General features: G+C 43.5%; 14 protein-coding genes. 11 read left to right on the forward strand and 3 right to left on the reverse strand.

Annotation, left to right across the window (positions count from 1 at the left end; all coding sequences use genetic code 11):
- Window positions 1-3 precede the first annotated feature (3 nt).
- Window positions 4-909 (reverse strand): homoserine O-acetyltransferase MetA, encoded by a 906-nt coding sequence (gene metA, locus RAC86_RS27495; RefSeq protein WP_015714134.1) that lies wholly within the window; start codon window positions 907-909, stop codon window positions 4-6.
- 342 nt (window positions 910-1251) lie between these two features.
- Between metA and RAC86_RS27500 the strand changes: the two genes are divergently transcribed.
- The 11 genes from RAC86_RS27500 (at window position 1252) to RAC86_RS27550 (ending at window position 10306) form a co-directional block, all read left to right on the forward strand.
- Window positions 1252-1734, forward strand: coding sequence for a glutathione peroxidase (locus tag RAC86_RS27500; RefSeq protein WP_015251858.1), 483 nt, complete (start codon window positions 1252-1254; stop codon window positions 1732-1734).
- Between the two features lie 15 nt (window positions 1735-1749).
- A complete protein-coding gene (hdhQ, locus tag RAC86_RS27505) occupies window positions 1750-2367 on the forward strand; it encodes an Mn(2+)-dependent (deoxy)ribonucleoside pyrophosphohydrolase (RefSeq protein WP_015251859.1) in 618 nt (205 codons plus the stop codon).
- A gap of 59 nt (window positions 2368-2426) precedes the next feature.
- Window positions 2427-3560, forward strand: a complete 1134-nt coding sequence (locus RAC86_RS27510) for a conserved virulence factor C family protein (protein WP_004398677.1) — start codon at window positions 2427-2429, stop codon at window positions 3558-3560.
- Window positions 3561-3848: 288 nt separating this feature from the next.
- Window positions 3849-5525, forward strand: a complete 1677-nt coding sequence (gene ilvD, locus RAC86_RS27515; RefSeq protein WP_009967560.1) for a dihydroxy-acid dehydratase — start codon at window positions 3849-3851, stop codon at window positions 5523-5525.
- 106 nt (window positions 5526-5631) lie between these two features.
- Window positions 5632-6066, forward strand: a complete 435-nt coding sequence (gene brxA, locus RAC86_RS27520) for a bacilliredoxin BrxA (protein ID WP_003230794.1) — start codon at window positions 5632-5634, stop codon at window positions 6064-6066.
- Between the two features lie 41 nt (window positions 6067-6107).
- Window positions 6108-6881, forward strand: coding sequence for a class I SAM-dependent methyltransferase (locus RAC86_RS27525; RefSeq protein WP_377886233.1), 774 nt, complete (start codon window positions 6108-6110; stop codon window positions 6879-6881).
- A 259-nt stretch (window positions 6882-7140) separates the two neighbouring features.
- Window positions 7141-7752 carry a YpjP family protein gene (locus RAC86_RS27530; protein ID WP_009967559.1) on the forward strand — a complete coding sequence of 204 codons (612 nt, stop codon included), beginning with the start codon at window positions 7141-7143 and terminating at the stop codon, window positions 7750-7752.
- A 17-nt stretch (window positions 7753-7769) separates the two neighbouring features.
- Window positions 7770-8303, forward strand: a complete 534-nt coding sequence (locus RAC86_RS27535) for a phosphatidylglycerophosphatase A family protein (RefSeq protein ID WP_003230797.1) — start codon at window positions 7770-7772, stop codon at window positions 8301-8303.
- 84 nt (window positions 8304-8387) lie between these two features.
- Window positions 8388-9182, forward strand: coding sequence for a thymidylate synthase (locus RAC86_RS27540; protein ID WP_377886234.1), 795 nt, complete (start codon window positions 8388-8390; stop codon window positions 9180-9182).
- Window positions 9179-9685 (forward strand): dihydrofolate reductase DfrA, encoded by a 507-nt coding sequence (dfrA, locus tag RAC86_RS27545; protein WP_088326321.1) that lies wholly within the window; start codon window positions 9179-9181, stop codon window positions 9683-9685. Before RAC86_RS27540 ends, dfrA begins: the two co-directional genes overlap by 4 nt.
- Window positions 9686-10306, forward strand: coding sequence for a lysophospholipid acyltransferase family protein (locus RAC86_RS27550; protein ID WP_004398497.1), 621 nt, complete (start codon window positions 9686-9688; stop codon window positions 10304-10306).
- A 38-nt stretch (window positions 10307-10344) separates the two neighbouring features.
- Here RAC86_RS27550 and trhA read toward each other — a convergent pair whose 3' ends face one another.
- Together trhA and RAC86_RS27560 are read right to left on the reverse strand one after the other, a co-directional pair.
- Entirely contained in the window at window positions 10345-10986 is a 642-nt protein-coding gene (trhA, locus tag RAC86_RS27555) for a PAQR family membrane homeostasis protein TrhA (RefSeq protein ID WP_004398522.1), read from the reverse strand.
- A gap of 20 nt (window positions 10987-11006) precedes the next feature.
- Window positions 11007-12002 (reverse strand): sigma 54-interacting transcriptional regulator, encoded by a 996-nt coding sequence (locus RAC86_RS27560; protein ID WP_004399025.1) that lies wholly within the window; start codon window positions 12000-12002, stop codon window positions 11007-11009.
- Between the last annotated feature and the right edge of the window lie 91 nt (window positions 12003-12093).

Here is a 12093-nt window from a genome sequence, read left to right on the forward strand (position 1 = left end):
AAATTAGTCCCATTCATAAGGAGTTTCTTGGTAAACGTAATAATTCAGCCAATTCATAAACAATAATGTGGCATGCGCTTTCCAGCGATTCACTGGCTCGTTGCTGCCTTTTGCAAAATAATGTTTAGGCTCCTCGACAGTAGAAAGGTTTCGTTCCAAATCTCTTTCATACTCTTGAAGAAGCGTATTTGTATCATATTCAGGGTGCCCTGTCAAAAAGACTTGTTTTTCGTCTTTAGACACAATTAAGCAAACCCCGGCTTCCTTTGATGCGGTAAGAATGTTTAACTCGGGCACTGCTTGAAGCTGTTCCATATTTATATCTGTATGCCGGGAATGCGGCACGTAGTATAGCTCGTCAAAACCTCTTACCAATCTTTCGTGTTTTGAAAGAACGGTATGTTCGAACACACCGAAGATTTTTTTCGGCATTTGAATTTTTTCCACACCGTAATGGTAGTACAAACCTGCTTGAGCACCCCAGCAAATATGCAAGGTTGAAGTAACATTTGTTTTGCTCCACTCCATGATTTCCTTGAGCTCTTCCCAATATGAAACCTCTTCAAACGCCAAATGCTCGATCGGCGCACCGGTGATAATCATGCCGTCAAACCTCTTGTGACGGATATTGGAAAAAGTCGTGTAAAATTCGTCAAGGTGTTCTCTCGCAGTATTTTTCGGCGTGTGTGTGCTTGGGATTAAAAATGTGAAATGAACCTGTAAAGGCGAATTTCCAAGCAATCTGAGAAGCTGAGTCTCTGTTTGGATTTTTTTCGGCATCAAATTTAATATAATAATTTTTTGCGGCCGGATATCCTGATGAAATGCTCTGCTTTCATCCATTACAAATATATGTTCACTTTCAAGCACCTGTTTTGCCGGCAGGTGTGTTGGTATATTAATAGGCAACGTGCCACCTCCATTATTTCCCCGTTTAATTTTCTTCATTATAGGAATTTTCACGCCAATTTTCAATCTATCTATACGTGTTGAGGGGGAAACAACAGAAAACTCTTTAAATAAAACGCACTGACACGCCTTTTGGTTTCACAGTAAAATGATTTTCAAAGATGTCAGAGGGAATTGTAATGTTTTATAGAATGATAAGATAAAAAACGAGCCATATGAATTGATAATGAACGGACGCTCATATCGTTAGGTTTCTTATGAGTTCTTAATTGATGTTTACATTTTGAATTGCGATTTAAAAAAGGTAAAATAATCAGCACCAGGGACATAGGAGGGACTTACATGTCTATTTATCATATGAAGGTACGTACAATCACAGGGAAAGACATGACACTTCAGCCTTTCGCGGGAAAGGTACTGATGATCGTGAATACAGCAAGTAAGTGCGGTTTTACTCCCCAATTAAAGCAGCTGCAGGAATTATATGATACATATCAGCAGGAGGGGCTGGAGATCTTAGGGTTCCCCTGCAATCAATTCATGAACCAAGAGCCTGGCGAAGAGGCTGACATACAGGAATTTTGTGAAACAAATTACGGTGTTACATTTCCTATGTTTTCAAAAGTGGATGTAAACGGGAAAAACGCCCACCCGCTGTTTGTGTATTTGACAGAACATGCGAAAGGGATGCTGGGAACTAAGGCGATCAAGTGGAATTTCACGAAATTTATAGTGGATAGAAATGGAGAAATCGTTGGCCGTTATTCACCAAATACAAATCCGAAAGAGCTGGAAAACGATATCGTGAAGCTATTAGAGCAATAAAAAGAGGGTGTTTTTGTGAAGGAATTGAAGCAGGCAGAGCAAATCAGGGCATGGGTTCAATCTATCCTGACTGACGAAAGCTCTGGACATGACTGGCATCATGTATCAAGAGTAGCAGATCTTGCAGCGTATATTGGAGAAAAGGAAAAAGCGGATTTGTTCATTGTTGAAACGGCGGCTTTGGTTCATGATTTAATTGATGTGAAGCTGCCTGACACGGTCAGGCTTTCTGTGAGCGAAGTATATGATCAGCTCGTTTTTTTCGGAGTAGGAAAAGAGAATGCTGACAGGGTGATTCATATTATAACAAGGATGTCCTTTCGAGACAGGGAAAAGCTGGCGAAGGAGCCGCTCTCAATTGAGGGAAAAGCCGTACAGGATGCTGACAGACTTGATGCGATTGGTGCTGTCGGCATTGCGAGAGCTTTCATGTTTGCGGGCGCAAACGGGCATAGCCTTTATGGAGATGATCAAAGCGCCTACGCTCATTTTTTTCATAAGCTGCTGCGGCTGAAAGATATGATGAATACAGACACTGCACGGGAACTGGCAGAAGAAAGACACAATTTTATGCTTCAATTTGTCCGCCAATTAGAAAAAGACATACCCGGGATTGATGCCGAAACGTCGTAATAGAAGGCTTGGAGCGACTATGATAGAATAAGTCACAGATATGCTATAGGAGGACGATCATGAAGATAAAATCAATTGAACCTACACCAAGCCCGAATACAATGAAAGTCATCTTAACGGAAGAGCTTCCGGCGGGCAAAAGCAATAACTATAAACCTGAGCAAGCAGAAGGTGCACCGCTTGTTATAGCGGAAATCCTTAAAATAGATGGAGTTAAAGGGGTATATCACGTCGCAGATTTTCTTGCTGTTGAACGGAATGCAAGATACGACTGGAAAGACATTTTACCGCAAGTCCGCACTGCATTTGGGATGGAAAGTGCTGAAAGCGCAGAAGAAAATCGTTCTGATCAAGAATCTTTTGGAGAGGTAAAAGTTTTTGTGCAGATGTTCAGCGGCATTCCTATGCAAGTTAAATTAACCGATGGAGAGCGGGAAGAACGCTTCGGCTTACCTGAACGCTTTCAGCAGGCGATCTTAAAACTTAGATCTGAAGCTTCCAATGTTGTGTTTGAGCGGGCTTGGAAAGAACAAGGTGTCAGATTCGGTGACTTTGATGAAATCGGCCATGATGTGACAGAAGAGCTTCAAGCGGCATACAGTGATGAACGGCTGAAACGACTGACTGAAGCAGCCGCTCAAGGAAAGGGCGAAGCAAAACAAGCTGTACAGCGCAAAGCGTATAAAGTAACGCTTGATATGCTGGATGATGAGGACTGGAAAAAGCGTTATGCACACTTGGAACAGATGGATCCGAAAGAAGAGGATATCCCGGTTTTACAGAAGGCATTGGATGATCCAAAGGTGTCCATCAGAAGACAGGCTGTTGTGTACTTAGGAATGATTGAAACACCTGATGTTCTTCCTCTATTGTATAAAGCACTTGAGGACAAAGCTGTATCAGTCAGAAGAACGGCCGGAGACTGCCTGTCTGATATCGGCGATCCTCAAGCCATTCCTGCTATGATCAAGTCATTAAGCGACTCCAGCAAGCTTGTTCGCTGGCGTGCCGCCATGTTCCTGTACGAAGTCGGCGATGAAAGTGCAATTGAAGCTTTGCGCGCTGCCGAAGATGACCCCGAATTTGAGGTCAGCCTTCAAGTCAAAATGGCGCTTGAACGTATTGAGCATGGAGAAGAAGCAAAAGGTTCTGTTTGGAAACAAATGACGGAAAGCAGAAAAAAAGGCGAATAAAGATAAAAAAGGTGCAGATCATGCACCTTTTTTATGTGAATTCACTTTTTATAAAAATTATTTCGAATATTGTTGAAAAATATCCGAAAACTATTTATAGTAAGTAACAATATTAATAGTTGGAGGGTTCAAATCGAAAGAAAGCTATATAAATATAAAAACACGAAAGAACAAAACAAGGTGAGGGCGGCCTGTATTTATCTTATTTGCAAAAACAGCCCATAAATAAACTGAAAATTGTCAAAATAAAATCCAATCAAACAATTGAAAGAATTTAGGAGGATCACCATGGCAGAATTACGCAGTAATATGATCACACAAGGAATCGATAGAGCTCCGCACCGCAGTTTGCTTCGTGCAGCAGGGGTAAAAGAAGAGGATTTCGGCAAGCCGTTTATTGCGGTGTGTAATTCATACATTGATATCGTTCCCGGTCATGTTCACTTGCAGGAGTTTGGGAAAATCGTAAAAGAAGCAATCAGAGAAGCAGGGGGCGTTCCGTTTGAATTTAATACCATTGGGGTAGATGATGGCATCGCAATGGGGCATATCGGTATGAGATATTCGCTGCCAAGCCGTGAAATTATCGCAGACTCTGTGGAAACGGTTGTATCCGCACACTGGTTTGACGGAATGGTCTGTATTCCGAACTGCGACAAAATCACACCGGGAATGCTTATGGCGGCAATGCGCATCAACATTCCGACGATTTTTGTCAGCGGCGGACCGATGGCGGCAGGAAGAACAAGTGACGGGCGAAAAATCTCCCTTTCCTCAGTATTCGAAGGGGTAGGCGCCTACCAAGCAGGGAAAATCAACGAAAACGAGCTTCAAGAACTAGAGCAGTTCGGATGCCCAACGTGCGGGTCTTGCTCAGGCATGTTTACGGCGAACTCAATGAACTGTCTGTCAGAAGCACTTGGTCTTGCTTTGCCGGGTAATGGAACCATTCTGGCAACATCTCCGGAACGCAAAGAGTTTGTGAGAAAATCGGCTGCGCAATTAATGGAAACGATTCGCAAAGATATCAAACCGCGTGATATTGTTACAGTAAAAGCGATTGATAACGCGTTTGCACTCGATATGGCGCTCGGAGGTTCTACAAATACCGTTCTTCATACCCTTGCCCTTGCAAACGAAGCCGGCGTTGAATACTCTTTAGAACGCATTAACGAAGTCGCTGAGCGCGTGCCGCACTTGGCTAAGCTGGCGCCTGCATCGGATGTGTTTATTGAAGATCTTCACGAAGCGGGCGGCGTTTCAGCGGCTCTGAATGAGCTTTCGAAGAAAGAAGGAGCGCTTCATTTAGATGCGCTGACTGTTACAGGAAAAACTCTTGGAGAAACCATTGCCGGACATGAAGTAAAGGATTATGACGTCATTCACCCGCTGGATCAACCATTCACTGAAAAGGGAGGCCTTGCTGTTTTATTCGGTAATCTAGCTCCGGACGGCGCTATCATTAAAACAGGCGGCGTACAGAATGGGATTACAAGACACGAAGGGCCGGCTGTCGTATTCGATTCTCAGGACGAGGCGCTTGACGGCATTATCAACCGAAAAGTAAAAGAAGGCGACGTTGTCATCATCAGATACGAAGGGCCAAAAGGCGGACCTGGCATGCCGGAAATGCTGGCGCCAACATCCCAAATCGTTGGAATGGGGCTCGGGCCAAAAGTGGCATTGATTACGGACGGACGTTTTTCCGGAGCCTCCCGTGGCCTCTCAATCGGCCACGTATCACCTGAGGCAGCTGAGGGCGGGCCGCTTGCCTTTGTTGAAAACGGAGACCATATTATCGTTGATATTGAAAAACGCATCTTGGATGTACAAGTGCCAGAAGAAGAGTGGGAAAAACGAAAAGCGAACTGGAAAGGTTTTGAACCGAAAGTGAAAACCGGCTACCTGGCACGTTATTCTAAACTTGTGACAAGTGCCAACACTGGCGGTATTATGAAAATCTAGATAGCTGGGGACACTTTCTTTTATTTTAAGGTGTGAACATTTGAAATCCGGGCCTCTCTATAGTATCCTTTACTTCAGATGAAGGATACTAGAGGGGGCTTTTTTTATGTCAATGGCTTATGAAGAATACATGCGCCAGCTTGTCGTACCGATGCGCCGCGAGCTGACTGGAGCAGGTTTTGAAGAGTTAACAACAGCGGAAGAAGTAGAAAACTTTATGGAAAAGGCAGAGGGCACAACTCTTGTAGTCGTTAACTCTGTATGCGGCTGCGCGGCAGGCCTTGCGCGTCCTGCGGCTACACAGGCAGTCCTCCAGAATGACAAAACACCTGACAATACGGTGACTGTATTTGCGGGCCAAGATAAAGAAGCTACTGCGAAAATGCGTGAGTATTTTACTGGCCAGGAGCCTTCTTCACCATCAATGGCTCTTTTGAAAGGCAAAGAAGTCGTACATTTTATTCCGCGTCATGAAATTGAAGGACACGATATGGAAGAAATCATGAAAAATCTGACTGCTGCCTTCGATGCGCACTGCTAAATGCCCGTTCTCCGGGCATTTTCTTTTTGGGAGTACAGAAGATGATAACAACAAGCTATAGACCGTCTGAACACACCATAAAAACTGCAAAGCAGCTTTCTAAAGAGCTAAATATGCCATACTGCGGCCGGAATAAACAAACGGTTGAACACCTGCTGAAATCAGCTGAACGTGATTTGCTTGTGGTCGGCAAAGAGCGGTTTGAGCTGTATACGAAACAAGGTGCCAAATTCTTTTTTCATCCGAATACAGCGATGTTCAGAGCCAAACGCTTCTTACAGGGGGAGAAAGAGCCTATTCTTCGGGCTGCCGGCTTATCTGAAGGGGATACGTTTTTAGATTGCACACTCGGGCTGGGGTCAGATGCCATTATCGCAAGTATGGCAGTAGGCAAAACGGGTTCTGTTGTTGGGATTGAAAAAAACCATCTTGTGTCTGTTTTAGTGAGGACGGGGCTGCATTCATGGGAAACGGGTATAGAAGAGCTTCAAGCTGCGATGAGAAGAATCCAGGTGAAGAATGGTGATTGCTTTGAACACATCAAGCAGCTTCCTGACAACTCTGTTGATGTGGTTTATTTCGATCCAATGTTTCATGAACCTGTAGAAACCTCTGACGGCATCGCGCCTTTACGTGATTTGGCAGAGGATTCCGTTTTGCACGAAGGATGTATCAATGAAGCGGTACGAGTCGCCAGAAAAAGCGTTGTGCTAAAAGACCACTGGAAAAGCCCGCGGTTTGAACAGTTTGGTTTTAACGTCATGAAAAGAAAAACAGCACTGTTCCATTATGGCGTCATTCAAACAAGCCCGTGATTCATATCACGGGCTTTCTGTTAATCGGTGACCTCCATGACGACAAAGTATAACAATGTTAAGAGTGAAACTGTGGCAAACAGAGCGTCAATCATGCGGAAAGCCTCCTTTCATGCAATATTGTAAGCGTTTTTACGCAAAGTGCATAGCAACGAATCTCCTAATTTGCATATCAGTTTCATATAGTACATGACTTGCATGTTTTGGATGTGCTAAAATAAGAGAAACATGACAATAAAATAGAGAGGAATAAGCAGTCATGAAATTGTGGATGAGAAAGACCCTTGTGGTTTTATTTACCATTGTAACGTTCGGGCTCGTATCTCCTCCGGCTGCCCTTATGGCGGACAAGCCTTCCGGACAGCCGAGCAGTCTTGAGCAGAATGATTACACCGCTTTTTATGATGAGCATGACCTGTACGATGATGAGTCGGATGACAGGCGAGATCCTGAACTGCTTTTTCAATCGTACAAGGAACAGCTCCTTGACAGCGCTGAGGATCAGTCCTTTTTAAAATTCGGCAGCAGAATCGCTCCTGTCATTGAGGATGACTATCGGAAAGAGATCCTGCCAAAAATCGAAAATGTGATTAGTGATTATTTAGCGACATTGCAAGATGATGAGGCGTACCAAGATGTTGTGATCTCAAGCATGCCTTCAGCGGGCAAAACGGAAAAAATTTTCAACGTTTACAATCGGACAACTGGAGAAGATCTTCTCAGATTCCATGTGCGAAGAGACCACCCGCCTCATGACGGCTACTGGTTTAATTTTCATTATCATACAGCAGAAGATGGATTTCAATCACATCATGAGCTTGGGAGCATTTACTGGGACCGCAACACGCCTCCCAACTGGATGAGTGCCTAAAGGAGATGCCATTAGACATGAAAAAGTACACAATGAATGAAATGGTCGATATAACAAAGGACATGCTGAACAAACGGGGCGTTATGATAGAAGATATTGCACGGATTGTTCAAAAACTTCAGGAAAAATACAATCCAAATCTGCCGCTCAGTGTTTGCATGGAGAATGTAGAAAAAGTCCTGAACAAACGTGAAATTATTCATGCTGTTTTGACAGGCCTTGCACTCGATCAGCTTGCAGAACAGAAGCTTCTCCCCGAGCCGCTGCAGCACCTTGTTGAAACGGATGAACCGCTTTACGGCATAGATGAAATTATCCCGCTTTCAATCGTTAATGTGTACGGGTCGATCGGTTTGACCAATTTCGGTTATTTGGATAAAGAGAAGATTGGAATTATTAAGGAACTTGATGAAAGTCCAGACGGTATTCACACCTTTTTGGATGATATTGTGGCAGCTCTTGCTGCAGCAGCGGCGAGCAGAATTGCACATACGCATCAGGATCTGCAAGATGAAGAAAAAGAACAGGATGAAAAGCCTGTTGTCAGCTGACTATAAAAAAATCATTTCTGGGTTCAGAAATGATTTTTTATTGTGTTACACTACTAGAAGACTACTTTTAAAGGATGAAAAAAAATGAAACAGTATAAGGATTTATGCAGACATGTTTTAGAGCATGGTGAGAAAAAGGGAGACCGGACAGGGACCGGAACAATCAGCACTTTTGGATATCAAATGAGATTTAATTTACGGGAAGGCTTTCCGATGCTCACCACTAAAAAACTCCACTTTAAATCAATTGCGCATGAACTGCTGTGGTTCTTAAAAGGAGATACGAATGTACGCTATCTGCAGGAAAACGGAGTGCGAATCTGGAATGAGTGGGCTGATGAAAACGGTGAACTTGGACCTGTATATGGCTCGCAATGGCGTTCTTGGCGGGGAGCTGATGGAGAAACCATTGATCAAATTTCCCGTCTTATTGAAGATATTAAGACAAATCCGAACTCCAGACGCTTAATCGTCAGCGCCTGGAATGTTGGTGAAATTGATAAAATGGCGTTGCCGCCGTGCCATTGCCTGTTCCAATTCTATGTGTCTGACGGCAAGCTGTCCTGTCAGCTGTATCAGCGCTCTGCCGATGTTTTCTTAGGTGTGCCGTTTAATATTACATCTTATGCCCTGCTAACCATGATGATTGCTCATGTGACTGGGCTTGAATCGGGCGAGTTCATCCATACATTTGGTGATGTTCATATCTATCAAAATCATATTGAACAAGTCAATTTGCAGCTTGAAAGAGATGTTAGACCGCTTCCGAAGCTTCGTTTCGCCAGAAAGGTTGATTCTATTTTTAACTTTGCATTTGAGGACTTTATCATCGAGGATTATGATCCGCATCCTCATATAAAAGGGGCGGTCAGCGTATGATTTCATTCATTTTTGCGATGGATGCCAACAGGCTTATCGGCAAAGACAATGATTTGCCGTGGCATTTGCCCAATGATCTTGCATACTTTAAGAAAATAACATCGGGCCATTCAATCATTATGGGCCGGAAAACATTTGAATCGATCGGACGTCCGCTTCCAAATCGGAAAAATATTGTCGTTACCTCAGCGCCGGATTCAGAATTTCCGGGATGCACGGTTGTCAGTTCATTAAAGGATGTACTGGACATTTGTTCAGGCCCTGAAGAATGCTTTGTGATCGGAGGGGCTCAGCTCTATACGGACCTGTTCCCTTATGCGGACAGACTGTATATGACGAAAATTCATCACGAGTTTGAGGGTGACCGTCACTTTCCTGAATTTGATGAATCCAATTGGAAGCTGGTTTCTTCTGAGCAGGGGACCAAAGACGAAAAAAACCCGTATGATTACGAATTTCTAATGTATGAAAAAAAGAATTCTTCTAAAGCGGGAGGATTTTAATTGGTTCGCTACAGCCTTCTAGTGGTTTATATTGTGTATATGCTGTTAAAAAATATGAAACAATTATTTAATCAAACAATGCTCGATCCCCGTCTGTCATACAAAAAACAGATGGCTCTTGTGTACGAACAGCCAAAGGCGTTTTTAGAAGGCTGTATCGGCATCTCCGGTTCAGTTGTGACGATCCATCAGCCAGAGCCAATACCACACGGTCCTGTTTTGTATGTGCATCCCCGTTTGCGTTTGGCTGAACTGGCCTTAATTGCTGGATATATTGAGGAACCGGCCGGCTTTATCGCTAACCCAAAAGTGTTCCGCTTGCCTTTTATCGGGCAATGGCTGGATCGGATGGATGTGATTTCAGACGGGGATTCAGAAAAGGTATATGAAGATGTGACAAAACAGCTGGAAAAGGGACAAAGCCTGATTCTTTCACTAGATGGTTCTATTGATCCTGTAGAACTTGCGGCCCGCTATCATCTTCCGTTGGTGATGGTGGAAACGAAAGGAACAGATAACATGCAAAATGGCTCGTTTTTTAAACGCTTAAAACCGGCAGACATTGAATTGTCCTTTTCAAAAGCTTATATACCTGCCAATGAAAAACAATTACGTGCATAAAAAAGCGCAGTCGTGAAGACTGCGCTTTTCTGTTACTGTTACGAAAGGAAAGGCACCTTTACACAATAGAAGAGCACGCAGAAAAACATGGCAGCGCTCCCGCCCAATACAAAGCTGTGCCAAATGGCGTGATGGAAGGGGATCTTTTTCCAAATGTAAAAGATGGTTCCGACAGAGTATAAAATGCCGCCGAGAAAAAGGAGGCTGAATCCCGCTCCGCTCAGTGAAGCATATAAAGGTTTAACTGCAATAATCATCAGCCACCCCATGACTAAATACACGAAGGTTGACAATAGGATAAACCGTTTCACAAAGAAAATTTTAAAAACGATTCCGCCTAGGGCAAGTGACCATACGATAACCAACAGGGTAAAGCCGAGTGTGCCTTTCAGCGGCCCAAGCAAAAAAGGCGTGTAGGTTCCGGCGATGAGTACGTAAATTGCGCTATGATCAATAATCTCCAAAATGTCCTTCGTTTTTTTATGTGTGATGCTGTGAAGCAGGGTGGAGCTCAAATATAACAGCAGCATAGAGACACCGAATATTGTAAAGCTGACAATGTCCCATGCAGACCCGTAATTAGCCGCAAATATGATTAGAAACACTAATGCTGGGATGGATAAGAGGACACCGATGCCGTGTGTAATCGCATTGGCGATCTCTTCTTTGATTGTAAACAAGTACATTCTCCTTTCGATCGCTAGATCATTTGATTTTTTAACGTCTCTATAAAGCTCAAGCCCTCAAAGGTAATTTTTGTGCCTGCGCGTCCGCGGCTTTTGGTGACATAATCTTTTTTCTCCAAATAGTCGAGACGGCTTCTGACCTGCTGAGGAGTTAACGAGGTTTGGGTATTTTTGCTGTGTTCAGAAATGATCCGTCTGCTGGCAGGTTCTCCTTTTTCGTTCAATACTTTTATTGTTTCCAAAATAAACAAAAACTCAGCTTTTTCCATTAAAGTAAGCAGTTTCGCTTTTTTCTTCGACGTTTTTCCGTCTATCGTGCCTCTAATATACGGCGGCAGGTCATATGGCTGAATCGTTCCCCCGCTTGATACTGCCGCCATATAATCTGCAGCGTTTTTTAATTCCCTGACATTGCCTTCAAATGCATGCTTCTCAAGCACGGGAAAAACGGAGGGATCGATTAACAATTGCTGACCAGAATTTGAGAGAAAATGCTGTGTCAAAAGCGGAATATCGCTTTTTCGTTCCGATAATTCGGGCAGTGTGAGCGTTAAAATGTTCAGTCTGTAGAATAAGTCTTGCCTGAATGTATGTTCCACGGATCGGTCTGCAGAAGCACAGATCATTCGCGGTTTCTCCGTGTCTGAATCAAGCGCTTTTAACAGCTGAGCTTGTACAGAAGCAGGCATGCGCCATACATCATCAAGAAAAAGGGTTCCTCGTACCGCTTTTTGAAAAACACCTGTGTTTCCGTTAGGGCCAAAAAGCTCATGAATAAGGGTTTCTTCCGAATGGGTGCTGCAATTGACGCTTATAAACGGTTCATTGCTTCTCGAAGATTCCAAGTGTATGGCATGTGCGAAGTGATTTTTGCCTGTTCCGATTTTTCCTGTTATTAAGACAGGAAGCTCCGATAACGAGAACTGCTTGGCGATTCGCTTCGCTTCCAGAAAAGTTTGATGTTCTCCGATTAGATGTTGAAATGTATTGAGTTTTGGTGCACTATTCATCAATTGGCTCCTTTTGGTTCTAATTGGTTTCATTATATCATGCCTTTTGGTTGAAAACACCCTTTATTTTACGATCATCTTTTTTCTTGGC

Source organism: Bacillus sp. LR_5 (assembly GCF_042709275.1).

What these genes read in the sequence shown, in the direction of transcription:
- RAC86_RS27510 (WP_004398677.1), top strand. Translation starts at nt 2,427, where the DNA reads ATGAAGATAAAATCAATTGAACCTACACCAAGCCCGAATACAATGAAA.
- RAC86_RS27500 (WP_015251858.1), top strand. Translation starts at nt 1,252, where the DNA reads ATGTCTATTTATCATATGAAGGTACGTACAATCACAGGGAAAGACATG.
- ilvD (WP_009967560.1), top strand. Translation starts at nt 3,849, where the DNA reads ATGGCAGAATTACGCAGTAATATGATCACACAAGGAATCGATAGAGCT.
- RAC86_RS27560 (WP_004399025.1), bottom strand. Translation starts at nt 12,002, where the DNA reads ATGAATAGTGCACCAAAACTCAATACATTTCAACATCTAATCGGAGAA.
- RAC86_RS27530 (WP_009967559.1), top strand. Translation starts at nt 7,141, where the DNA reads ATGAAATTGTGGATGAGAAAGACCCTTGTGGTTTTATTTACCATTGTA.
- dfrA (WP_088326321.1), top strand. Translation starts at nt 9,179, where the DNA reads ATGATTTCATTCATTTTTGCGATGGATGCCAACAGGCTTATCGGCAAA.
- RAC86_RS27535 (WP_003230797.1), top strand. Translation starts at nt 7,770, where the DNA reads ATGAAAAAGTACACAATGAATGAAATGGTCGATATAACAAAGGACATG.
- brxA (WP_003230794.1), top strand. Translation starts at nt 5,632, where the DNA reads ATGTCAATGGCTTATGAAGAATACATGCGCCAGCTTGTCGTACCGATG.
- RAC86_RS27540 (WP_377886234.1), top strand. Translation starts at nt 8,388, where the DNA reads ATGAAACAGTATAAGGATTTATGCAGACATGTTTTAGAGCATGGTGAG.
- RAC86_RS27525 (WP_377886233.1), top strand. Translation starts at nt 6,108, where the DNA reads ATGATAACAACAAGCTATAGACCGTCTGAACACACCATAAAAACTGCA.